General features: G+C 66.2%; 18 protein-coding genes. 9 read left to right on the top strand and 9 right to left on the bottom strand.

Translation table 11 applies throughout. From position 1 onward, the window contains the following. Position 1: 1 nt before the first annotated feature. From tssH to tagF, 7 genes are all read left to right on the top strand, one after another. Positions 2 to 2,602: a type VI secretion system ATPase TssH gene (tssH, locus tag PQR42_RS16425; protein ID WP_408386540.1), complete on the top strand. Its 2,601-nt coding sequence runs from the start codon at positions 2 to 4 to the stop codon at positions 2,600 to 2,602. Beyond that, positions 2,589 to 4,565, top strand: coding sequence for a type VI secretion system Vgr family protein (locus PQR42_RS16420; protein ID WP_408386542.1), 1,977 nt, complete (start codon positions 2,589 to 2,591; stop codon positions 4,563 to 4,565). The genes tssH and PQR42_RS16420 overlap by 14 nt, the downstream gene beginning before the upstream one ends. A gap of 9 nt (positions 4,566 to 4,574) precedes the next feature. Further along, a complete protein-coding gene (gene tagH, locus PQR42_RS16415) occupies positions 4,575 to 6,029 on the top strand; it encodes a type VI secretion system-associated FHA domain protein TagH (protein WP_408493673.1) in 1,455 nt (484 codons plus the stop codon). 4 nt (positions 6,030 to 6,033) lie between these two features. Further along, positions 6,034 to 7,368, top strand: a complete 1,335-nt coding sequence (tssK, locus tag PQR42_RS16410; RefSeq protein ID WP_408386546.1) for a type VI secretion system baseplate subunit TssK — start codon at positions 6,034 to 6,036, stop codon at positions 7,366 to 7,368. Between the two features lie 65 nt (positions 7,369 to 7,433). Further along, positions 7,434 to 8,765, top strand: coding sequence for a type VI secretion system protein TssL, long form (tssL, locus tag PQR42_RS16405; protein ID WP_408493672.1), 1,332 nt, complete (start codon positions 7,434 to 7,436; stop codon positions 8,763 to 8,765). Then, positions 8,762 to 12,316: a type VI secretion system membrane subunit TssM gene (gene tssM / locus PQR42_RS16400; protein WP_408386550.1), complete on the top strand. Its 3,555-nt coding sequence runs from the start codon at positions 8,762 to 8,764 to the stop codon at positions 12,314 to 12,316. The genes tssL and tssM overlap by 4 nt, the downstream gene beginning before the upstream one ends. Further along, a complete protein-coding gene (gene tagF, locus PQR42_RS16395; RefSeq protein ID WP_408386552.1) occupies positions 12,313 to 12,861 on the top strand; it encodes a type VI secretion system-associated protein TagF in 549 nt (182 codons plus the stop codon). The genes tssM and tagF overlap by 4 nt, the downstream gene beginning before the upstream one ends. 7 nt (positions 12,862 to 12,868) lie before the next feature. Here the strand turns inward: tagF and PQR42_RS16390 are convergent, their stop codons facing one another. From PQR42_RS16390 to PQR42_RS16355, 8 genes are all read right to left on the bottom strand, one after another. Beyond that, positions 12,869 to 14,248: a serine/threonine-protein kinase gene (locus tag PQR42_RS16390; RefSeq protein WP_408386554.1), complete on the bottom strand. Its 1,380-nt coding sequence runs from the start codon at positions 14,246 to 14,248 to the stop codon at positions 12,869 to 12,871. Positions 14,249 to 14,251: 3 nt separating this feature from the next. Next, complete coding sequence (locus tag PQR42_RS16385) at positions 14,252 to 15,145, bottom strand: c-type heme family protein (RefSeq protein WP_408386556.1); 894 nt, start codon at positions 15,143 to 15,145, stop codon at positions 14,252 to 14,254. Positions 15,146 to 15,176: 31 nt separating this feature from the next. Further along, positions 15,177 to 16,028, bottom strand: coding sequence for a hypothetical protein (locus tag PQR42_RS16380; RefSeq protein WP_408386558.1), 852 nt, complete (start codon positions 16,026 to 16,028; stop codon positions 15,177 to 15,179). Between the two features lie 69 nt (positions 16,029 to 16,097). Beyond that, positions 16,098 to 17,099, bottom strand: coding sequence for an anti-sigma factor family protein (locus PQR42_RS16375; RefSeq protein ID WP_408386560.1), 1,002 nt, complete (start codon positions 17,097 to 17,099; stop codon positions 16,098 to 16,100). Positions 17,100 to 17,386: 287 nt separating this feature from the next. Next, entirely contained in the window at positions 17,387 to 18,274 is an 888-nt protein-coding gene (locus PQR42_RS16370; RefSeq protein ID WP_408205481.1) for an anti-sigma factor family protein, read from the bottom strand. Continuing rightward, complete coding sequence (locus PQR42_RS16365; protein ID WP_408386564.1) at positions 18,271 to 18,816, bottom strand: RNA polymerase sigma factor; 546 nt, start codon at positions 18,814 to 18,816, stop codon at positions 18,271 to 18,273. The genes PQR42_RS16370 and PQR42_RS16365 overlap by 4 nt, the downstream gene beginning before the upstream one ends. Positions 18,817 to 19,016: 200 nt before the next feature. Beyond that, on the bottom strand, positions 19,017 to 20,090 hold the full coding sequence (locus PQR42_RS16360) for a catalase family peroxidase (protein ID WP_408386566.1): 1,074 nt from the start codon (positions 20,088 to 20,090) through the stop codon (positions 19,017 to 19,019). A gap of 320 nt (positions 20,091 to 20,410) precedes the next feature. After that, positions 20,411 to 21,511: a TIGR03118 family protein gene (locus PQR42_RS16355; protein ID WP_408205483.1), complete on the bottom strand. Its 1,101-nt coding sequence runs from the start codon at positions 21,509 to 21,511 to the stop codon at positions 20,411 to 20,413. Positions 21,512 to 21,832: 321 nt separating this feature from the next. Between PQR42_RS16355 and PQR42_RS16350 the strand changes: the two genes are divergently transcribed. Continuing rightward, entirely contained in the window at positions 21,833 to 22,276 is a 444-nt protein-coding gene (locus PQR42_RS16350) for a universal stress protein (RefSeq protein ID WP_408386567.1), read from the top strand. Here the strand turns inward: PQR42_RS16350 and PQR42_RS16345 are convergent. After that, positions 22,273 to 22,437 carry a hypothetical protein gene (locus tag PQR42_RS16345; protein ID WP_408386569.1) on the bottom strand — a complete coding sequence of 55 codons (165 nt, stop codon included), beginning with the start codon at positions 22,435 to 22,437 and terminating at the stop codon, positions 22,273 to 22,275. The two genes, PQR42_RS16350 and PQR42_RS16345, sit on opposite strands and share 4 nt — an antisense overlap. Here PQR42_RS16345 and PQR42_RS16340 point away from each other — a divergent pair. Further along, the gene (locus PQR42_RS16340; RefSeq protein WP_408205486.1) at positions 22,436 to 23,998 is read left to right on the top strand and encodes a class I adenylate-forming enzyme family protein; all 1,563 of its coding nucleotides are present in this window, start codon (positions 22,436 to 22,438) and stop codon (positions 23,996 to 23,998) included. The two genes, PQR42_RS16345 and PQR42_RS16340, sit on opposite strands and share 2 nt — an antisense overlap. Positions 23,999 to 24,086 lie beyond the last annotated feature (88 nt).

Below are 24,086 nucleotides of genomic sequence, written 5' to 3'. Positions count from 1 at the left end.
AATGGCAGACATCAGCCGCGCCGTCATGTTCGGCAAACTCGATACGCTCAGCTTCCGCGCGATGGAAAGCGCGACCACGTTCTGCCGGCTTCGCGGCAATCCGTATGTGGAGTTCGTGCACTGGCTGCATCAGGTGTTGCAGTTGCCGGATTCGGACCTGCATCGCGTGATCCGGCATTTCGGCGTCGAGACCGCCGCGCTCGCGCGCGACTTGACCGATGCGCTCGATCGTCTGCCGCGCGGCTCGACGTCGATCACGGATATCTCGTCGCAACTGGAGGAGGCCGTCGAGCGCGGGTGGGTCTATGGCTCGCTGCTGTTCGACGCGCTAAAGGTCCGCAGTGCGCATGTGCTGATCGGGGCGCTGCAGACGCCCGCATTGCGCAACGCGCTGCGCGGCATTTCGCGCGAATTCGATCGGGTGAAGCTCGACGAACTCGTCGACGCTTTCGCAAGCGTGCTCGACGGTTCGCCGGAAGCGGCACTGGAGCCTGCCGTGACGCGCCCGCTGAATCCGTCACCCGGCACGCAGGACGCCTTGCAGCGCTTCACGATCGACCTGACGGAGGAGGCGCGCGCGGGCAAGCTCGATCCGATCGTCGGCCGCGACGACGAGATTCGTCAGGTGATCGACATTCTCATGCGCCGCCGGCAGAACAATCCGCTGCTGGCGGGCGAGGCCGGCGTGGGCAAGACGGCGGTGGTGGAAGGTCTCGCGCAGCGCATCGTGGCGGGCGACGTGCCGCCCGCGCTGCGCGACGTGACGCTGCGCACGCTCGATGTCGCGCTGCTCCAGGCCGGCGCGGGCATGAAGGGCGAGTTCGAGGCGCGCTTGCGGCAAGTGCTGGAGGAAGTGCAGTCGGCCGAGCGAGCGGTGATCCTCTTCATCGACGAAGCCCACACGTTGATCGGCGCGGGTGGTGCGGCCGGCACCGGCGACGCCGCGAACCTGCTGAAGCCGGCGCTCGCGCGCGGCAGCGTGCGCACGATCGCGGCGACGACGTGGTCGGAGTATCGGCGGCACATCGAAAAGGACCCGGCGCTCACGCGGCGCTTTCAGGTCGTGCAGGTCCGCGAGCCCGACGAGGCGCGCGCGGTCACGATGATGCGCGGCATCGCCTTCGCGCTGGAGGCGCACCACGGCGTGCAGATTCTCGACGAAGCCGTCGAGGCCGCCGTGCGGCTGTCGCATCGGTATCTGCCGGCGCGGCAATTGCCCGATAAGTCCGTGAGCCTGCTCGATACCGCATGTGCCCGCGTCGCGGTCAGCCAGCACGCCACACCGCCGGAAGTGGACGACGCCCGCAAGCGCATCGAGGCGCTGAACACGGAACTCGAAGTGATCGCGCGCGAAAGTGCGATCGGCATCGACACGACGGCGCGTCACGAGGCCGCATCGGCTGCGTTGCAGCGCGAAACGGAGCGCCTCGCCGAACTCGATGCACGCTGGCACAGCGAGCGCGAGATGGTGAAGGACATTCTCGCGCGCCGCGCCCAGCTTCGCGATGGTGCGCCCGAGGCCGATCTCGCCGCGCTGCGCGAGCAGCAAGCGCGCCTCGCGCAGCATCAAGGCGACGCGCCGCTGATTCTGCCGGGCGTCGATCGTCACGCGGTCGCGGCGGTCGTGCAGGACTGGACGGGCGTGCCCGTGCTGAACATGCTGAAGAACGAAATAGGCAACGTGTTGCGCCTGAACGAACTGCTCGATGGCCGCATCATCGGCCAGCAGCACGCCACGCAGATGATCGCCCGGCGCGTGCGGACTTCCCGCGCGGGATTGGACAATCCGGACAAGCCCGTGGGCGTATTCCTGCTCGCCGGCACGTCCGGCGTCGGCAAGACCGAGACCGCGCTGGCGCTGGCCGAGGTGTTGTACGGCGGCGAGCAGAATCTGATCACGATCAACATGAGCGAGTACCAGGAGGCGCACACGGTCTCGCTGTTGAAGGGCGCGCCGCCCGGCTATGTCGGTTTCGGCGAAGGCGGCGTGCTGACCGAAGCCGTGCGCCGCCGCCCGCATAGCGTCGTGTTGCTCGATGAAGTCGAGAAGGCGCATCCCGATGTGCACGAGCTGTTCTTTCAGGTCTTCGACAAAGGCCGGATGGAGGACAGCGAAGGCCGCTCCATCGACTTTCGCAACACGCTGATCCTGTTGACCACGAACGCGGGCACCGACTGCATTGCCGAACTGTGCCGCGATCCGCGCGACTGGCCGCCGCTGGACGTCATCGAACAGGAACTGCACGCGCAATTGCTGCACACGTTCCCGCCCGCGTTGCTCGGGCGCATGGTGACAATCCCGTATTACCCGCTCTCCGACGACATGCTGCGCGCGATCATCCGCCTGCAACTCGGGCGCGTGGCCGACCGCGTGACGCGCACGCATCAGGTGCCGTTCACCTACGACGAAGCGGTCGTCGCCCAGATTGCGCTGCGCTGCACGCGCCTCGAAAGCGGCGGCCGCATGATCGACGCGATTCTCACCAACAGCGTGCTGCCGCGCGTCAGCACGGAGTTTCTGGCGCGCGTGATGGACGGCCGGACACTCGCGCGCGTGCACGTCGGCGTCGAGCAAGAGGAGTTCACCTATGCCTTCGACTAGCACGCGCCATGTGCGCATGCAGTGCGCGCCGCTCGGCGACGAGGCCATCTTCCTGCGGATGTCCGCTAGCGAAGCACTGGGCCGCCTGAGCCGTTTCGAACTCGTGTTCCTGAGCACGCGCAACGATATCGACCCCGGCACGGTGCTGGGGGAGAACCTGTCCGTCACGCTCGACTATCCGGCCGGCGGCGAGCGCCAGTTCAACGGCATCGTGACGACGCTGCGTCTGATCGCGCCAGGCGACACCACCCGCAACCGCATGGCGCGCTACGACGCCGTCGTGCACCCGCGGCTTTGGCTGCTCACGCAGGCGTCGCACCGGCGGTTCTTCTATCAGCGCACGGTTCCGCAGATCGTCACGCAGGTGCTGGAGTCGTTCGACATCGACTTTCGCAATGCCTGCACGGCGAGCTATCCGGCGCTCGAGCATTGCGTGCAGTACCGGGAGACCGATTTCGATTTCGTCAGCCGGCTTCTGGAACGCGAAGGCATCCACTATTTCTTCGAGCATGCGGGCGGCAAGCATACGCTGGTGCTTACGGATTCGAGCGCCGAGTATCGGCCGATCTCACACTACGAGTCGATTCCGTTTCAGGCCTGGGATACGCCCGAGCAGGATGAAGAATGCGTGTACCGCTGGATGTCGGGTGCGACGCTCCAAACCGGCCGCTACGAAGTGAACGACTACGACTTCGAGAAGGCCTCGGTCAGCAACAGCGAAGGGATGGTCGCGCGCGCGACGCGCAGCGCGCCCTTCGATCCGCCGCGCTATCTGATGCAGGAGCACCTGACGGGGCACGTCAAGGCGGGCGATGGAGAACGGCTTGCCCGCGTCAACGTCGAGATTCACCAGGCGCAGAACGATGCCATCGAAGGGCGCTCCACGTCGCGCGGCATGGCGGCGGGCGGACTGTTCCGGCTGAGGGATCATCCGGGCAGCGCGCAGAACCGGCAGTACCTCGTGATCGAGAATCGCGCGGAAATCGTCTCCGACGCGTATGTGTCGACGAGCGATTCCACACTGCCCATTTTCGATTGCAGCTTCCGCGCGATTTGCAGCGACAACACGTTCCGCACGCCGAAGACCACGCCGGTTCCGAACGTGGGCGGGCCACAGACGGCTGTCGTGATCGGTCCGCCGGGCGAGGAGATTCTCACGGACCAGTACGGCCGGGTGAAGGTGCAGTTTCACTGGGAGCAACTCGCGCAGCCGGACGGCGCGAACCGGCTCGACCGGTGCTGGGTGCGCGTCGCGCAAAGCTGGGCGAACCGGCGCTGGGGCGCGATGTTCCTGCCGCGCGTCGGGCAGGAGGTGCTGGTCGAGTTTATCGAGGGCGATCCGGACCGGCCGGTCATCACGGGCGCGGTCTACAACTCGACGAACATGCCGCCCTACGAGCTGCCGGCCGGGAGCGCGGTATCGACGATGAAGAGCCAGTCCACCAAAGGCGGCAATGGCTACAACGAGGTGCGCTTCGACGACCGCAAGGGCGACGAACAGTTGTTCTTCCACGCCGAGCGCGATCACGAGACCTGGGTCCGGCACGACGCGCTGATGAACGTCTCCGGCGAGCGCCACGTGCGCATCGGCGGCGACGAATTCCGCGAGACGCGCGGTACGCGCAACGACGCGGTGCGCGGCAACAGCAAGTCCAGCGTGCTCGGCAGCGTGTCCGCCGCGACCATGACCACGCACAACCAGTTCGTCGGCGAAGCCTATGCGCTCAACGCGGGCGTGGCGGTGCAGATCAAGGCGGGCGCGGCGGTCGAGATCGAGTCGAGCGCGACCATCGCGCTGCGAGCCGGGGCGTCGTACATCCTCATCGGTCCTGAAACGATCGAGATGTCGAGCATCCCGATTCCGCTCGGCCCCGGCGTGCCTCCCGTGCCGCTCACGACACCGCCGCCGGCGCCCACGCCGCCGCGCGACGCCGACGACGGCACGCGCAAGGTCCGCAAATAGGAGAACCCGATGAAATTGATATTGACGGTGCAAAGCGGCGAGGGTGCGTCGCCGCGCGCTATCGAGATCGAAGGCGAGAGCGTCACGCTCGGCCGCGCGCCGGATTGCACGATGGTGCTGAGCGACGGGCAACGCGGCATCTCGCGCATCCAGGCGCGCATCGAGCGGCGTGAGAACGCGTACGTGCTTGTCGATGCGGGCAGCAATCCGACGCTGCTCAACGATCGCGCGCTGGACGGCACGCACGAGGCGCCTCTGAAGGAGGGCGATCGCCTGAGCATCGGCGCATACATGCTCGTCGTGTCGGTAACGGGCGAGATGCGCGGCGAGGCGGGCGGCGGCTTGGTGGTCGACGAAACCATCATGACGCAGTCGTGGCCCGACGCGCGGCCGTCCGCGAGTTCGTGGGGCAAGCCGGGCACACCGGAGTTCGAAGCGCCCCCGCCAGCACCCCTGATCCCCGACGACTGGAACGGACCGCACGACGCGGCACCCGCCGATGGAGCGCACGCGCTCTTCCTGCCGGACCCGCTGGCCGCGACGCCGCTCCTGCGCGAGCCCGGACACTTCCGCGGCGACGCTGATCAGGCGCTGATCGACGCGCTCAGTCCCGGCGATCCGCTGCGCGATATCGGCGCGCGTGCGGTGGAGAAGCCCGTGCCGTTGTTGCGGAGCTTCGAGCATGTGTCGCCGGAGCAGGCTGCGTCGGTGATGCCCGCGGTGCGGGAGCCGCCTTCGCTTTCGCTTTCGCGGGATGACGAGATACCAGGCCTGTCTCTGCCGAATCCCGAATTCACGTCGATGCCATCGCGCTTGCCGGTTCATGAAGCGCGCGAGCGCCGCGATCAGCACGTCGATCAGCAGGCCGATCACGCCTCGTTGCTCGACGCGCTGATCGAAGGACTCGGCATCGAGCCCGCCGCCGTGAGCCACGTCGAGCCCGCGGAACTTGCGCGCCTCGCGGGCGCGATGCTGCGCGAAGCGACGCAAGGCGCCATGACGGCCTTGCGCTCGCGCGCCATGACCAAGCGCGAGACGCGCATGGCGATGACGATGATCGAAGAGCGCGATAACAACCCGCTCAAGTTCTTCCCCGATGCCGACCGGGCGCTGGCGCAAATGCTCGGCGCGCGCGGCAACGGCTATCTGCGGCCGCAGGAGGCCATGCGTGCGGCGTTCCGCGATATCCAGGCGCACGAACTCGCGATGGTCGCGGGCATGCGCGCCGCGCTCGCCCACGCGATGGAGCGCATCGATCCGAGCGCCATCGAACGTTCGCTCGACGCGCCGACTGGTTTCGACGCGCTCATCGGCAATCGCCGCGCGCGCTTGTGGCAACGCTTCGTCGAGACCTGGGAGCACGTGGCGCGCGATGCGGGCGACGACCTTCAGCGCAGCTTCGGCGAACCGTTCGGCCGTGCCTATCAGGCACAGCTCGACGCACTGCAATCCTCAAAAAACTGACGCCATGTACTGGAACAACAAGGTTATCTGGTCGGAGGGCATGTTCCTTCAGCCGCAGCATCTGCAGCAGCATGACCGGCACATCGAGACGCAACTCGAGGGCCGCGCGGGCGGCCTGCGTGCGTACGGCTGGGGCTTCACCAAACTGGAGCTCGACGAGGCGCTCCTGAAGCTCGGCAAGCTCGCGCTGCGCTCGGCCGCGGGCGTGTTGCCCGACGGCACGCCGTTCAATCTGCCCGCCGACGGCGACTTGCCGGTGCCGCTCGATATTCCGGAAGGCACGTCGAACCAGTCGGTCGTGCTGGCGTTGCCGGTGCGCCGGCCGGGCTCGCCGGAGTCCGGAGGCCCCGAGAGTGTGGAGAATCTCGCCCGCTACAGCGCCGGCGATTTCGAGGTTCACGACAGCAACGACCCGGACGCGCTCGCCACGCTGTTGCAGATTGGCAAGCTGCGCCTGCGTCTCGCGCTCGAACCCGACGTGGCGCACGCGCACGCGTATGCAGGGGTCGCGCGGGTGACCGAACGCCTGAGCGACTCGCGCATCCTGCTCGACGGCGACTATTGCCCGCCGTGCCTCGACTATCGCATCGCGGGCGGGCTCGGGCGCTTCGCGGCGGAACTGAGCGGGCTCCTGCAGCAACGCGGCGAAGCGCTCGCGGGCCGGCTTGCGCAGCCCGACGGCGCGGGCATGGCGGAGATCTCGGACTTCCTGCTGCTGCAGATCGTCAACCGCGCGCAGCCGCTCGTCGCGCATTTCGGCGCGATGACCGGCCTGCATCCCGAAACGCTGTATCAGGCGTGCGTGGCGCTCGCCGGCGAGCTCGCGACCTTCAGCCAGCGCGAGCGGCGGCCGCCGCTGTTTCCGGCGTACCGTCACGAGCGCCTGAAGGAAACCTTCGCGCCGGTGATCGACGCATTGCGGCTTGCGTTGAGCCGTGTGGCGGACCCGCAGGTCGTGTCGATCCCGCTCGAGGAGCGCAAATACGGCTTGCGGGTGGCGCAGGTCGCGGATCGGTCGCTCTTCACGAGCGCGGCGTTCGTGCTCGCCGTGCGCGCGCAAGTGCCCACCGAGACGCTGCTCTCGGCGTTCGGCAGCCAGGTGAAGATCGGCAGCATCGAGAAGATCCGCGATCTCGTCAATCTACAACTGCCCGGCATTGGGTTGCGCGCGCTGCCGGTGGCCCCGCGTCAGTTGCCGTTTCACGCGGGCTACACCTATTTCGAGCTCGACGACAAGAGCGATGCCTGGGCTTCGCTCGGCTCATCGGCCGGCATGGCGCTGCACGTGGCGGGCGAATTCCCCGGGCTCGCGATGGAATGCTGGGCCATTCGCCGCTGACCGTGCCGACGACGCCACGCCCATGACGCCACGCCATTCAAAGGCGCCGAAACAAGGACTCTGCCATGACCAACGACACCGATCCGACGCTTGACGACGCGGATTTTCTCGACGCCGCGCGCACCATCAGAATGCCGACGCCGGGCCGCGGGCGCGAGTCCGCCAGGCCAGAGGCGAGGCTGCAGGGAAGGCCGGACGCGCTCGCGCCGCTCGATGCCTCGCTCGCCGGGCGCAATCCGCTCTTGCGGGCGGCCAATCCGCTCCTTGAACTCGCGCTGCCGCTGCGGCGGCTCACGAGTCATCCGGACCTCGACGCCTTGCGCACGCAACTGATCCAGATGATGCGCCGCTTTGAAGCCGACGGCCGTTCCTTCGGCGTGCCGGACGCGCAACTCGGCCCCGCGCGCTATTGCCTGTGCACGTTCATCGACGAGGCGATCGCGGCGACGCCCTGGGGCGCGGGCGTGTGGGGCCGGCGCAGCCTGCTCGTGACGTTTCATAACGAAGCGTCGGGCGGCGAACGGCTCTTCGTGATCCTGCAGCGCCTCGTGCAGACCCCGGCGGTCGACATCGACATGCTCGAGCTGATCTACGTGATGCTCGCGCTCGGCTTCGACGGACGCTACCGGCTGATCGACGGCGGCAAAACGCAGCTCGACGTGATCCGCGAACGGCTCGAGCAGATGATCCGCACGCAGCGCGGCACGATCGAACGGGCGCTCTCGCCGCACTGGCAGCCTGCGGCGCGCGAGCGCAAACGGCTGCTGCAGTTCGTGCCGCTGTGGGTCGCGCTGGCGCTCGCCGGACTGGTTCTGATGGCGACGAGCCTCGTGCTCGCCATTCGCATCAACGACTTCTCCGACCCGGTGTTTGCCTCCATGCGCGCGATCCGCGTTGCGCCCGCGCCGGTGCTCGCGGCGAAGACGAGCGCCGCGCCCAGGCTCTCGGCGGCGCTCGCCGGATTCCTCGCGCCGGAGATCGCGCAAGGCCTCGTCTCGGTCGGCGAGTCCGCCGACCGGACCACCGTGACGATCAACAACGCCGCCGAAGGCACCCAGCTCTTCGCCTCGGGCAGCGCGGAGCTCGACGCGCACTTCGCGCCGTTGATGCTGCGCATCGCGCTGGCCTTGCGGGACAAGCCCGGCAACATCGTCGTGGTCGGACATACGGACAACCAGCGCATCGTGTCGGCGCGGTTCCCGTCCAACGTCGCGCTGTCGCAGGCGCGCGCGGACACGGTGCGGGCCATCATCGCCGCGAAGCTCGACACGCCTTCGCGTGTCACGGCCGAAGGCCGCGGCGACACTGAGCCGGTCGCATCGAACGACAGCCCGGCCGGACGCGCGCGGAACCGGCGCGTGACCATCGACATTCTTTCGCCAGGAGCGGCGCCATGAAGTGGTTGAACGGATTGAGGAGACCGGTAGCCGTATCGTTTGCCGGCGTGCTGGCGCTGTCGGCGCTCGTGTGGTTCGAAGGCCCATTGTTCGCCTTCGACGGCCACGCGCCGCTCGAAAGCGTGTCGCGCCGCTGGCTGGCCGTCGCGTTCATCTTCGCGTGCTGGGCGCTCTGGTGGGGAATCCGCTTCGTGAAGACGCGCATCGCGAGCTCGAACTTCGTGCGCGGGATCGTCGCCGATGCGCTCGATCCGGCGAATCGCGAGCCGAGTCCGGCGCGCAAGGCCGCGGCTGCCGACCTCGCGGTCTTGCGCACGCGCTTCGAGGAGGCCATCAAAACGCTGCGGCACGTGCCGGGCCCGTCGGAGGGCAAAGGTAAAGGCCAAGGCAAAATGCGCGGCGTTCTTGCCTGGCTGAACCTGCGCCGCCGCACGCTCTACGACCTGCCCTGGTACATGTTCGTCGGCGCGCCAGGCGCGGGCAAGACCACCGCGCTCGTGCACTCGGGCCTGCGCTTTCCGCTCGCGGACCGGCTCGGCGCGCAGGCGATCGGCGGCGTGGGCGGCACGCGCCACTGCGACTGGTGGTTCGCCGACGACGCCGTGCTGCTTGACACCGCGGGCCGCTTCACGACGCAGGACAGTCACGAGGAAGCCGATCGCGGCGCATGGCTCGGCTTTCTTGCGTTGCTGCGCAAGTATCGGCCGCGCCGTCCGCTGAACGGCGTGATGGCCGTCGTGTCGGCGTCCGACCTGTTGCAGCAGTCCGACGCGGCACGCGCGAAGCATGCCGCGTCCGTGCGCGAACGCCTCGCCGAATTGAACCGGCAACTGGGCGTGCAATTGCCGGTCTATGTCGTCGTCACGAAAAGCGACCTGCTCGCCGGCTTCGCCGAATTCTTCGACGACCTGGGCCGCGACGAGCGCGAGCAGGTCTGGGGCGTGACGTTCCCGCTCGCGGAGCGCGACGACGCGGCAAACGCTGACTCGCCGCTGCAGCGTTTTCCCGATGAATTCCGCTTGCTGCACCGGCAGTTGCAGGATCGCGTGCTGCAGCGCATGCAGCAGGAGACCGACGTGCGCCGGCGCGCGCTGATCTACGCCTTTCCGCAGCAGTTCGCGGGCATTGAAGGCGCGTTGCAGCGCTTCCTCGACGACGCGTTCGGCGAGTCGCGTTTCGCTCGCGCCGCGATGCTGCGCGGCGTCTACTTCACGAGCGGGACGCAGACCGGCAGGCCGCTCGACCGGATGATGAGTTCGATGGCGGCGTCGCTCGGACTTCAGCGCGAGGTGTTGCTGACGGATTCATCGAGCGGGCGCGCTTACTTCGTCAAGCGCCTGCTTCGCGATGTGATCTTCGAGGAAGCGGGCATTGCGGGCAGCAATCCGCGCGTGGAGCGCCGCCGTGCGCGTTTTCAGCGGGTCGCGATTGGTGTGATCGGCGTGTTGCTGGCGGCGGGGCTGATCGGCCTTTTCGCGGCCGACCGGGCGAACCGCCGCTTCGTCGACGAAAGCCGCCAGCAGATCGCCGCGCTGACCCAGCGCGCGCAACAGACAACGGCCGGCGACGATCCGCTGGCGGTATTGCCGCTGCTCGACGCCGCGCGCGATCTGCCCGGCGGCGAGGCCGAACGCTCGGCGGGCCGTGACGCATGGTGGGCTAAGCTCGGCGTCAACCAGCGGCAGAAGCTTGGGCTGGAAGCGCAGCGCGTGTATCAGCGCCTGTTGCGCCAGACGTTGCTGCCGATCGTCGTGCAGCGCATGGAGGAGCAACTGCGCCGCGGCGATGCCGACAACGCCGCCACGCAATACGAGGCGCTGCGCGCGTATTTGATGCTCGGCGATCCGGCGCACTTCGATCCGGTTGCGCTGCGCGTCTGGGCGATGCACGCCTGGCAGCGCGGCGCGCTCCAGAACGCGACGGATGCGCAGCGCGCCAGCATCGACGGACATCTGGAAGCCTTGTTCCGCCGCGGGCAATTCGATGCGAACCTGCCGCTCGACCAGAACCTGATTGCGCAGGCGCGGGCCACGTTGAATCGGGTGCCGCTCGCGCAGCGTCTGGATGGCCGCATCGAGCAACAACTGGCGCAGCTTCGCCTGCCGGACTTCACGATCGCGAAAGCCGCCGGGCCGAGCGGCCTGCTGGTATTCGTCAGGAAGAGCGGAGCGCCGCTCACGCAAGGCGTCGATGGGGCCTACACGCGCGCGGGCTTCGACGCGTTCGTGCGTCTGCGTGAAGCCGCGCTCGTCGACTTGTCGAAGGACGACTGGGTGCTCGGCCGTGCCCAGGCGCGTCCCGATCCCGCCGGCACGGATGAACTGCGCGCCGCGCTGACGCGGCTCTATTGCGAGGCGACGATTCGTCAATGGGACGGCCTGCTCGCCGATGTGGGCGTCGTGCCGTTTGCCGCGCCGGATCAGGGCGCGCGCATCGCGAATCTGCTGGGGTCGCCCGCGTCGCCGTTGCGCGGTCTGATTCAGGCCGCCGCACGCGAGACGACCTTCACCCCGGCGCCCGCACCGCCGGGCAAGCTGGATGCGCTCAAGCAGAACCTCGGCAAGGCGCTCGTGACGGGAGCAGGCGCGGGGGACGCGCCTGCTCCCACGCTCGTCGATACGCATTTTCAGCCACTGCACGACCTGGCCGGTCCGGCACTCGATGAATCCATCGGCGCGTTCAAGGATGCCGCCGCCACGCTGCAGGCCGACGACACCGCGCGCAAGCAGTCGTTGCCGCTGCCCGCGACCGGCCCGCTCGATCGCCTGAAGCTGCTCTCACAGAACGCGCCCGCGCCGCTCGCGGCGGTGCTGCAAGGCGTGGCCGGCAATGCCGACACCGTGCAGCTGCAGAGCCAGCGCGCGCAACTGAGTGCGCTCTGGGCGGCGAGCGTGGCTCCCGCGTGCAGGCAGGCGCTCGACGGGCGCTTTCCGCTCGTGAGGACCTCGACGCGCGACGCCGCGCCGGACGACTTCGCGCGCATCCTGGCGCCGGGCGGCCTCATCGACGACTTCTTCCAGAAGAACCTGCAGAATCGCGTGGATACCTCGGGCACGGTGTGGAAATGGCGGCCGGAAGCAAAATCGCTCGGCATTCCGGACGATGTGCCGGTGCAATTCCAGAACGCGGCCATGCTGCGCGACGCATTGTTCCGCGACGGCGGCCGGGATGTCTCGGTGCGCTTCACGGTGAAGGTCGCGTCGGTCGATCCGTCGCTCAAGCGCTTCGTGCTCGATATCGACGGTCAGCAACTCACCGCGACGAGCGACGCGCCGAACGCCACCGCCGCGTTCCAGTGGCCGAGCGGAAAAGGCACGGCGCAGGCGCACGTCGAACTCGACCCGGCGCAAGGCACGCCGCCGCGCGCGGACGGGCCGTGGGCGCTGTTTCATCTCTTCGCTGCCGCGCGTATCCAGCAGTCCGGTCAAGCCGATCACTTCAACGTGTCCTTCGATGGAGGCCGCGTGTCGCTAGCGCTCGTCGCGAACAGCGTGGACAATCCGTTTCGCGCGGGCGTGCTCGACCGCTTTCGATGCCCCGCCTCGCTATGAAACCTGATGATCGGACGCGCGCGGGCTTCTACGGCAAAGTTCGCACGCACGGCGATTTCGTCGGACGGGGCTTGTCCGCCGGGTTCGTCGCGCAATGGGACGCATGGCTGCAGCGCGGCCTCGTCGCCGCGCGCGAGCGCTATGCCGACGACTGGCTGAACCGCTATCTCGCCATGCCCGTGTGGTGCTTCGCGACGCGGCGCGGCGTGATCGCCGAGGACGCGCACACGGGCGTGCTGATGCCGGGCATCGATGCGGTCGGACGCTACTTCCCCTTCGTGATCGCGCGGCCGGTCGACGGCGACGCCTGCGTGAGCGCTTCATCGTGGCATGCCGATGCCGCGGCACTCGCGCTATCCACGTTGAAGCCGGCTTTTTCGCTGATCGAGTTCGAGGCGTCATTGAGCCGATTGCGAGTGCAGGCATCCGGTACTGCGTCGCGTGCGGCAGACAGCGTGTGGTGGTCCGATGCGGGTGAGATCGTGCATCGGCATGACGGGCCGCTCGATGCCGCGTTGTTCCTGCGCCTGCTCGATGCCGATTAGTCGTGTTCTAGCCGTGTTCCTCATCCCACTCGCGACGTAGCGCGTCGCGGTCTTTCTGTTGCGGCACGGCGTCGAGCAGACGCGCATGGAACGTCTGCAGATCGGGGGCGCTCGCGGCCGCACGGCGCGCGATGACGCGCGCGATCGGGCCCAGATAGGTCGTGAGCTGACGCGCGGCGTCGCTCACCTGCTCGCCGCTGATCTTTTGCGCCGGCAGCGCGCGCGAAGAACCGGCCTCCAGTTGCGACAATAGCGAATCGAACTCGCGGCGCGCGGCGCCTTCGGGCAGGTACGTGACGAGCCGCTCGCGTAGCGCGCCGACGTCCGCGGCGCTCGCCGACGCGCGCCGCAGCAGCAAGGTCGCCACGGGGCCTACGTGACTGGCGAGCCGTTCCTCCAGTTGCGCGATCCATTCGGGCGGCCAATCCCTTGATGCCTTCGACGCCCCTGACGCGGGCGCTGCATCGAGCGTGGCGGCGGGACTCGCGTAGGCGAGCACGGTGCGCTCGGGGTCCTCGGCGTTTTCGTTATAGGCCGCCAGTTCGGCAAGCAGCGTGTCGCGCCATTCGCGCGCGGAAGCGAAACGGTCTTGCGGACGCTTCGACAAGGCTTTCATCAGCATGGCGTCGATATAGCCGGGCAACTCCGGTGCAATCGCACTCGGGGCAGGCGGCGTGTCGTTGAGGACCTTTTGCATGACCACGCTCGGCGTTCCCGTGAACGGGCACACGCAGGTCAGCATTTCGTACAGTACGACGGCGGCCGAAAACAGGTCGGCGCGCGCGTCGATGGCGTCGCCGGTGAATTGCTCGGGCGACATATAGCTCGGCGTGCCGAGCATCGTGCCGGATTGCGTCAGGTACGAGGTATCGAGATGCGCGATGCCGAAGTCCGCGATCTTGCATTCGCCACGCTGCGCGATGAGCAGATTGGCCGGCTTGATGTCGCGATGAACGATGCCCGCCGCGTGCGCGAAGTCGAGCGCATCGAGCAACTGCACGAACCATCGCAATGCACGCGGCGCACCCATGCGCGAGCCGGCGCGCACGTGCTGCGCGAGACGCGCCGCGAGGCTCTCGCCGCGCACGTATTCCATCGTGATGAAGGCGGTCTCGTCGGCTTCGCCGTAGTCGTACACCGCCACGATGTTCGGATGAACGAGACGGCCCGCCGCCCGCGCTTCGTTCAGGAAACGGGCGGTGAGATCGTGCGTGGAGTCGTGCGGCGTGTCACCCGGCGTCAGCTCGCGCCGGATGGTTTTCAGCGCCACCTGGCGCTCGATATGCGGATCGAAGGCCAGATACACGACGCCCATCGCGCCGCGTCCGAGTACCCGTTCGATGACGTAGCGGCCAAGCCGGGCGGGGAAGTCGGCCGGGGAGGGCATGGCCTAGGCCTCCTCTTCGTCGAGGATCCTGAACGCCTCGACGAGACTCGTCTGCATGCGTCCGAACGACACGGCAAGCGAGGCGATCTCGTCCGATCCGCTCGTCGGCAAGGGCGTCGCGCCGAGCTTGCCGAGGCTCATTTCATCGGCGGCGCGCGACAGCGACTGGATTGGCCGCGTGATCAGCAGATGCATCATCACGTTCATCACGATCAGGACGACCGCGAACACGCCGCCGAGCGACAGCATGAACGCGCGCCAGATCGCGCGGCCGCGCTCGATCGGCTGCGCCATCGGAACCGACACGAATTCCGCGCCGATCACTTCGTTCATCGGCCAGTTGAAACCGTTCGCGGAACCGTACTTGTCCAGCATGGTGGCGGGCGCCGCGCTCGGGTTGCTGTGGCATTGCATGCAGGCGGTATCGGTGATGCGGCTCGGGCGCGCGAGAAACAGCGTGCGGCCGCCGGGCGAATCGCGCTGGCCGGTCAGCTCCTTGAGTTCGGGCCGGTCATGCAGATGGCTGATGACATCGGCCTCCCAATCGGTGGGCCGGTCGCGCGGATTGGTCGGGTTGACCATCGTCGACTTGTACGAGAAGTTCGGGAAATCCTTCTGCAGCAGATTGAGCATTTCGATCGCCGAGAAGGCGGGTATGGATTCCGGCACGAAGCGATATTTGATCTGCGTGGCGAGGAGCGGCGTGATGTGGGCGGCCGTATAGTTCTGCATCGACGCCGCCGCGCTGATGAGTACGTTGGCGTCGTGAACGGTTTCTTCGAGCGCCTGTTTTTGCAGAAGGCGATCCGCAACGATACCGGCCGCGACCAGCCCGATCGAAAAGATCAGCAGGAACACGAGGTTGAATTTGACGCTGAGCGAAAGCTTGAGTTTCATGGCGTGCTTTGAGCGGTTTTGGCGCGACGTGTCATGGATAACGAACTGCGCTGCGAGCGGTACGCGCGGGCGGATAAAGGAACACGCGCCAGTCGGGCAGCGCATTCAGATGACTCTCGATCGATGCGCGGAACGCGCTGTCGGCGAGCCGCGTATGAAAGCGCCCGGCGAAGCGTTTGCGCGCGGGCAGCGTGCTCGTGAGCCACGGCGCGATGTCGTCGTAGGTAGCCGGGCGCAAGGGCTTCAAGGCGGCGTCGCTGGCAGGCGTGGCGCCGATGGCGAGCGGCTGCAACGCGTCGCGAAACGCAGCCGGCATGGCTGCAAGGAACGCGCTCGATGGACGCGGCGAAACGTGGGCGGGTGTGTTCCCGGAGATATCGGCGAAGCTTCCGGCGTCGATCGTCAGTGGCGGCTTGAGGGCGAGCGTTTGCACGCCGCTTTCGCTGAACACGGCGATATCGCCTGCGTCGTCGGGCGTGGCGACGATTGCCGCCGCGCTCGCACTGGTGCTCAGGCGAATGACGCCGCGCTCCGTTTCCACGATCCGCTCCGGACACGCCGCAGCCTTGCACGCGGAGGCGATCTTCATCCAGCCGCGCAGCAAGCCGATGCGCTCATCCGACTGCAGCATCACGCGCGACTGCGCACCGAGTGCGACGAGCGTGCCGTTGTCGTCCTGAATCTGCACGACGCCTTGTCGCGGCGACAGGATCAGATCGTCGGCGCGCAAGGATTCGCCCGCGCCGAACGCGAACACGTTGGCCGCGCGCACCACGGTGACGGGAGAATCCGCGCTGACGAGCGTCCAGGCCGCGCGTGCCGGCGAGGACAGCGCAGCCAGCAAGACGATACCCAAGGTCCATGCCCGCAGTCGAAAAACCATGTGCTTTGCTCGGAAGTTGACGATGCCGGACAACGCCGGTCTCTTCAACACAACAGCGAAGCGGCCGGATTATTCCGTGGCTGGAAGAAGCGGCGTGTCGAGGGCGGCAAGCGGAATGGATGCGGGCAGGGAACCGAACAGCGGCGCGGCGCGGTGGCTGGAAATGCTGTTGCTCAGCGCATTCAGATCGATGCCGTCGCGCGGGCCGATCAATGCGTAGCCGAGTTCGGACTGACGCCAGGTGACGACGTTCATCGACGCAACCTGCTGCGATGCCGAGCGCGTGTCGGGCTTGGCCTCCTTCATCACGCACAATGCGACGGGCGCGCCCCGTTCGGGCAGATAGACGATCTGAACCAGCGGCTTGTCGTTGAAACGCAGACGCTGCACGCGCTTGAATGTGAGGCCGTAAGCGCTCAGATCCGGAATGCGAACGGCGAGGCCATCGTCGTCGCGAATCTGCGCGGTGGTTTTCGCCACCAGCGCGGGATCGGCTTCGATGTTGGCGAGCGTGTCGCGAGAATAGAGTTGCTGATAGCTGGCGGCGGCCGCGACCCAGGGCGACACCCCCGTTCCGACCGACGCCAACGATGCGCCTGCCGTCGACGCGGGCCCAACCCCGCTGCCGAGACGTAGCACGAAGCCGCAGGCGAACGCACCCGCGACGAACGCGACGGCCAGCCACGCGGGCGCGATGCGCAAGCGCGAGCGGATCGCCGCTGACGCCGCGGCGCCAACAGGATGCGGCACGACGGCGTCGTTGGCGCTCGCATCGCGCCCGACCGGCGCGGCTATGGGCTGCGGGCCGGGCGGATCGTTCCACGCGAAATCCCGCGCGGGATTTTCCGCCGCGCGTGCCATGTCGCCAATCCGCGCGCTAAGGCTTTCGGGCACCGGCGGCAGCGTCTGCTGCGCGAACGCTTGCGCGTACGGCAGGCGCGACGTCCTGAGCCACGCGACGCGTCGCGTGGCCTCGGCAGAGGCACTCAGCGCGCGCTCCACGGCTACGCACTCGCGGGCCGGCAGTGTGCCGTCCACGTAGCCCATCAATTCGATGTCGTCCAGATTCATAAGGCCTGTCTTCGCTCTTGGCGGGAATGGGACGCCTCTCCCAAACCTGCATGACGCCATAAGGGCTAATGACATAACACCCGTGGCTCGACATTATTCCGTCGGGACCTCGAGATTTTTTCGGGCCCGCGCGAGCGCGTTCGCCATTGAGCGGCGGGGTGCGCGGCTGTGTTTTGTCGGCGTTTGAGTATGTCGTCTAACGCGCGCCTGGTCACGGTAAGGACTTACCGTCATTCACCGCGCCACGGCCCGATGCGTCGCTGTCGCGCGACGCATCGGGCATGCCGTTATCCGGACGTGGGACGCGTGATCAGCGAGGCATCGCTGAAAAGCGGGGCCATGTCGAGATTGGAGATGCGCTTGCCGAGCGCGGCAAGATCGACGTCACCCGACTGCCCGATGAGCGCATAGCTCAACTCCGCTTGCCGCCACGTCGCGACGTCCATTGCATCGACCGTCTTCGTCGCGACCGGCTGGTCCGGCTTCGCGTCTTTCATCACGCACAGCGCAACGGGCGGGCCGTTTTGCGGCAGATAGACGATCTGCACGAGCGGCTTGTTGTTAAAGCGCAGGCGTTGCACCGACTTGAACGTCAACCCGGCGCTGGTCAGGTCCGGAACGCGCAGGGCGAGCTTGTCGTCGCTGCGGATATCTCTGACGATCTTCGCGGCGGCCGCCGGATCTTCCTGCAAGTACGCGACGGTGTCACGCGTGTACAGCTTCTGATAACCGACCGCCGTCGCCACCCACGGCGATACGCCGGAGTTGGCGGCCATCTGCGCGCCGCCGCTCGTAAGCGGGCCGAGCTGCACGAACAGGCCGCAGGCGAAAGCGCCGGCCACGCAGGCCGCGGCAAGCCAGACCGGCACGCCGCGCAGGCGCGAGCGCACGGGTTCGGAGGGCGCTTTTTCGCTGGCAGGCAGGACCGGGTCGTTCGATTCCCGGGCGCGATGCGCGCGGACCATCTCATCGACCTTGAGCTTCAGCGAATCGGGCACCGGCGGGAGATTCTGTTGCGCGAAGGCGTCCGCGAAATCGAGCCGCGAAGCGCGCAACAGCGCGACCTTTTCCCTTGCTTCGGCGGACTCGCGCAGTCGCGCTTCGACCGCGCTGCGATCCTCGGGCGACAGGCCGCCATCCACATAAGCGAGTAGTTGAGCGTCGTCAGCCATCATGCGATTGAATCCTTTTGTGTCTTCGCGGGCCGAGTCTTCGGCGTCTCGCCGCCAAGCAGCGCGCCGACCGCCTGGCGGGCGCGCGACAGGCGGCTCATGACCGTGCCGATGGGCACCTCGAGCACGTCGGCGGCTTGCTGATAGCTCAGGCCTTCCACGGCGACGAGCAGCATCACGACGCGCTGCGCCTCCGGCAAGCGTTCGACCGCGTCGATGATCTGCCCGTGCATCAATTGCGTTTCGGGACCCCGGTCGACGGGGTCCGGAAGATTTTCGAGGAAGTCGTCATCCCAATCGAAACTGGACCGTCTTCGCACGCTGCGGGCGCGCAGTTCGTTGATCCAGGTCGAATGGACAATCGAGAACATCCAGCTCAACGGAGCCGTGTCGGGCTGAAGCTGGTGGGCGCGTTCGAGCCCGCGCAGGCAGGCGCGCTGCACGAGATCCTCGGCGTCATGCTGGTCCCCCGACAGGCGAAGCGCGAACGCCCACAAGCGCGGCAGCATTTCGGGAAGCATGCCAGGTAAATCTACACCGTTCATTGAACGAAAATCTCCCATGATCCCCGAGACGGGTTCGACAGCATTGCGAACCCGTCGACCTCGCACAAAAAATTGCACTATCGTTCGCCATCGTTTTTTTTCGTTACGAAGTTCGAACGGTGTAGTTTAACTTGAGACCGCGCAACGCGTGAAAGCGGTCTTCTCTTCAGTGCGTCGAGGAGGTCTCGATGCGGCCCGTTCTAGCGGCGATGCGTGCCAATTCCCGCCTCTTCGCGCGTGCGCCGGTTGAACGAAACCGCGTAGGCCGCCGAGCGCGCGGCGAGCAGCGGATCGTCCGAGGGCGCGATGCCATAGGGAAGGATCAGCGGATCGAAATTGATGTCGCGGCAGGCGCCGTCGATCTGGCTCTCGGCGCGCTCGATCACGATCGTGCCGGCGTCTACCCGATGCAATTCGCGCTCGGGCGGCCATGCGCGCGTCGCGTCGTCGACCGGGTCTCCCGGGCCTGCAGGCGTCAGCATGAGGCGCCAGGAGACGGGGCCTGCCTGCAAGCGCAGATAGAGATCGTGCGCGAGAAAGTCGGGATCGCGTGCCGGGTTGGTGCGTTCGTTCGACGGCGCATAGGGCGTGTCGGGAACCACACTCCAGCGGACGAAGCGCGCGTTGCCATTGGCATCGACGAAACGGAACGCGTCGATGCCGAAGTAACTCGCGTTATAGAAAGCCGTGGAAGGCGGATGGGTATCGACCCACTGGTGAAAGGCCGTTGTTTCGGGGTGCTTCGCAAGAAACGCGTTCAGTTTCGCGGGGTCCGGCTGGCCGGTTCGCGCATCCGGGCGCAGCGCCACCAGTTGCTCGTACAGCGCCTGTGGCGTGGCGACCTGGAAGATCGGCACGGAGTTCATTGCAGTGCGCCATTGCTCTCCGTTGCGCACCGAGAAGAGCAGTGCGAAGCTGCGCACGGATGCGTCGGCGTCGTCACGGGCGGGATTGCCGCCCGGTGCGGAGAGGCGGCCGATCACGGGCGTGCGGCCGCGCTCGAACACGCTCGCGCGCGAAAGCGCCGCGCCATTTCCGTTGCTGTCGAAATAGCCGCTCACGCATACGCCCTTGGCATGATTGCGGCGAAAGCCGGGGTGCCGGCCCATGCTGCTCTCGAAGGCGTCGATCATCCGGGCGGGCGTCAGTGCCGGCTCGCTGCCCGGCCAGCGAATCCAGCCCGCGACCCACGCGAACGCTCCTGCGACAGCCGTAACGACGATCACGATGAGGGCGTGGCGGAGCACAAGCGCCGGTGGTTGGGGTCGGGACATGATGCAGCGTGAAAGCGAACGCGCCGATCCAAAAAGTTGACGAGTATAGAGCAGGCTACGTTTCGGTGCAGGGCCGCGCAATGGAATCCATTCGCGGCGAAACGCGTGTTTCGCTATCTCGCGGCGGAATAAAAAAGCTTATGGAGTGTTATGCGAAGACGCACAGGGGGCGACGTTCTGCTCATCGGCGTCGGCATGGGTGGCGACGATGCGCGGCTGGCACCGGGTCTTGCTTGCGTGGTCAGAGTCGGCGTCCGCGGCGCCTGCGGATGCCGAGAGCGTCCTATGCATGCGCCGCTCGCGCCGCGTCCGCCGACTCGTTACTGGGCGACGTCGAGCCGACCATAGACGCCGGTCGTCGGTGTCGGGCCGGCGGCGAAGAACAGGGTATTGAGCGGTTGATTGGCAGCGTTGTTGCCGAACGAGATGCCCCAGATACCCGGTTGTTTGAAAGTCGATCCGTCGGCTTGCGTCACTGCACCGATGAACGCCCCGGAATTGGGATCGAACGCATCGAGCGTGCCGTCACCGAAATTTCCGACCAGCAGATCATTGCTAAGTGCACCGAAATTCGCCGGCGCGACCGCAAGACCCCAAGGCGAATTCAGCGATCCGCCCAAGGCAATGCGCTTCGTGAGGTGCCCCGCTGTATCGAACGCGTCGACCGCGCCGTTGCCCGGGCCGTTCACCTGTGTGTGTCCATCGGGACCGAGCTTCGCAAACGTCACATACACGGTTGTACCGACTACACGTATGCCGAAGGGGGACAAGCCGGCAGGCAAGTTGGGATCCTTGAATTGTCCGTCGAGTTGGATCTTGTTGAACGATTTGTCGAACACATCGACCTTGCCGTTATGAAAGTCCGCCGCGTACAGCAGGTTCTGACCGGCATTCGTGCCGATCGCGAGGCCTTTATAAACAGCGCCGCCGGTGCCGTCGTCGTGCGCGTTGACCGCTTGCGTCGGCAACACCTTCGGTGACCAGGCGGCGATCGTGCCGGCGTCGGTGGCCCAGAGGAAGACCGCGTTGCTCGTGAGGCCGTTTGCGCTAATCCCGAAGTCGGTGCTGGTATTGAACACGATGCCGGTCGGACCGGCAGCCTGTCCACTCGCTGCTGGCGGGATCGTCACGACGAGCGACTGCACCACGCCATTGCCGTCATAAAGCGTCGACTTTTTCGTATTGTTGTCGGACACCCACATGACGCCGGTTGGGTTGAAGGCGATACCCCAGCCGTTCTTGAGATTGGCGTCCGTGTTCGGTGCGCTCACGCTGCCATCGGAAACCAGCACGGTGGCTTTGAAAGGGCCGGTGGCCGGGGCCGGTGGCGTGGAATTGTCGCTGCCGCCGCCACACGCGGTGAGCGTTGCCGTGCAAGCGGCGAATGACCAGGCAAGGACTGCCTTTTGACGCAGTTTCATTTCGCGATTCCTTTTATGTTCGGAGTAGCGCCCGCCGCAATCGTCCTTGTATGTGCGATGCACGCGAACGAACGATCCCTGAGTGCGCAAAGGGATGGGCGTGCAATCAGGGAACAGTCATTCGCGGATTGAATTACCCGATCTCGTTGGCGCTGAATCGTCCTTCTCCGAACGCCTGGGGTTGCGGTTTTATTCCGTGACGGCAAACAGCCGCGAGCGAAAAGAAACGTTGCGCTTTTTCTGGAATACCTCGTCGGCCACGGGTGTTATGGGAATGACAGAACCGCCGCCACTCCCTTCGTCGCACGATTCGAGGATCCCATGCCTGACCACTACAATCTGCTCGTCTACTACGATGGATCGCCTGAATCCAGATCAGCGTTACTGCGCGTGACCCGTTTGGGATATGCGTTGACCGCTACTGTGCACGTACTGTCGGTCGTGGATATTGGTGCGGCTGTGGGCGGCAGTCTTGGATACCTATCGGACGTGGCGTGTTCACAGATGGAGGGCACGGCAAAACAGACCTTGCAGGAAGCGCTGGATCATTTGAGAGAGAGCGGAACGGTTGCGCGCGGCTATGTCTCAGTGGGTAACGTGGTCGATAGCATGGCTAACTATGCAAGCTTGCTCAACGCGGACCTGCTCGTTCTGGGTCACCGGAATCCGCGCGGACTGGCAAGATGGTTAGGCCAGCCATCCAACCACGCGGAGTTGGTAAAACGCGCGGCAGGGCGTGCTGTCATTACCGTGCCGTTGGACTAGTTCATGGCGCCATGGAGCGACTTGTCGTTGACGTTGTCGTCGTTGTCGAAGCGGGAAAAGAAATCGGCTGCGACACAGGCGCCGGAATAATCCAGGAGCGGTGCGTGTTGTGAGGGTAGACCTGTCATCGACAGCCAATCGACCCTTGGAGCAACCGCCATGTCTTGTCCCGGAACACGCCCGCAACCCATACAGGCACCGCAACTCATTACGCTGCACGAGCGTCTGTTCGACTCTGCCGCAGCCCGCCCGCATGCCATTGCGCTGATCGCCGGAGATGACACATGGACCTACGATCGCCTGACACGGTATATCAGAAGGCTTTCGCACGGCCTGCTCGCTCACGGTCTGAGACGTGGCGATCGCGTCGCGCTGCACATGACGAACAAGCCGGAAACCGTCGCCGCGTTTTACGCGTGCATGCTGACAGGCATGATTGCGGTGCCGCTGAACAACCGGCTCACACGCGCGGAACTCGAGCCGCAACTGCGACGCTTGCAGGTTTCGTTGTACCTGGGCCAGATTGATCTATACGGTGCGATTGCCGGCATGGATGCTTCGATTCTCGTTGCGGACAAGCGCTTTCTTGTCGACGGCTCGGCGCAAGGCACGGGCGCCAGAGCCTGGAGCGAGTTGATCGAGCACGAGGCAGACGAGCTGCGGCTCGAGCCGGTGCGCGTCGACGAACCGGCGCTTCTGCTGTCGACGTCCGGCACCACGGGAGAACCGAAATTCGTCACGCACACCCCGCGCACCGCGTGCGCGATGATGCAAGCTTGCCAGGCCATTGCGTCGAGGCCCTACGACGTCACGCTGATTGCCACGCCCATGATGCATGGTGCAGGGCTCTTCACTGCGCTGACGACGCTCGCCACAGACGGCACCTGCGTCCTGATGGACCGATTCGAACCGGCGGCCGCGCTTGACCTGATAGAACGGCACCGTTGCACGATGATGATGTGGTTGCCGTTCATGTATTCGGGGGCGATCGCCGAGCAGATTGCGCAGCCACGCAACGTCACGTCACTGGGCACCTGCCTCGTCGGAGGCGACACGACGCCACCGAGTTTGCAGGAGGAGTTTTTGCGGGTGTTCGGCGTCAGGATGCGCAATTTCCTCGGGATGAGCGAAAGCGCGGGCACCTTCACCTATGGATTCGATACCGGGCCCGTGTGCCGCGCGGTCGACATGGACCGGGTCCGTCTCGCCGACGCGGAAGGCAACACCGTCAGCCGCGGCGAAGCGGGCGAACTGATGCTGCGCGGACCGAACCTGTTCGTCGGCTATTGGCTCGGCCCCGGCCGCATCGACGACGCACGCAAGGATGGCTGGTGGGCCACCGGCGACGTGATGCGCCAGGACGAGTCCGGCGATTTCTGGTACGTCGCCAGAAAGAAAAACCTGATCATTCGCGGCGGCTCGAACATCTCGCCGACCGAAATCGAGCACGCGCTCACGGTCCATCGCGGCGTGCGCGAGGCGGCGATAGTCGGCGTGCCGGACGCCGTCCTCGGTCAGCGCGTGATCGGTTTCGTTGAACTGACCGAAGCCGCGACGCAGATCGAGGACGTGTTGCGCGATCTGTCCACCAGAGTTGCGAACTACAAGATGCCGGAGCGGCTCATCGTCGTCGACCAGTTGCCGCGCAATTCGTTAGGCAAACTGGACCGGGTCAAGCTGAAAGCAATCGGAGAACGTCTGGACGATTGGCGCGCGGCGTGAGCGGGCAATGTACGTCCGCTGGCTATCGAACACGAATCCGCACGATACGGGCTGCGCATAGTCAAATGGTCATCGTTCCGGTTGTTCG

Source organism: Paraburkholderia sediminicola, assembly GCF_046027355.1.
Lineage (GTDB): Bacteria > Pseudomonadota > Gammaproteobacteria > Burkholderiales > Burkholderiaceae > Paraburkholderia > Paraburkholderia sediminicola_B.
This window is presented reverse-complemented; position numbering and strand designations above follow the sequence as displayed.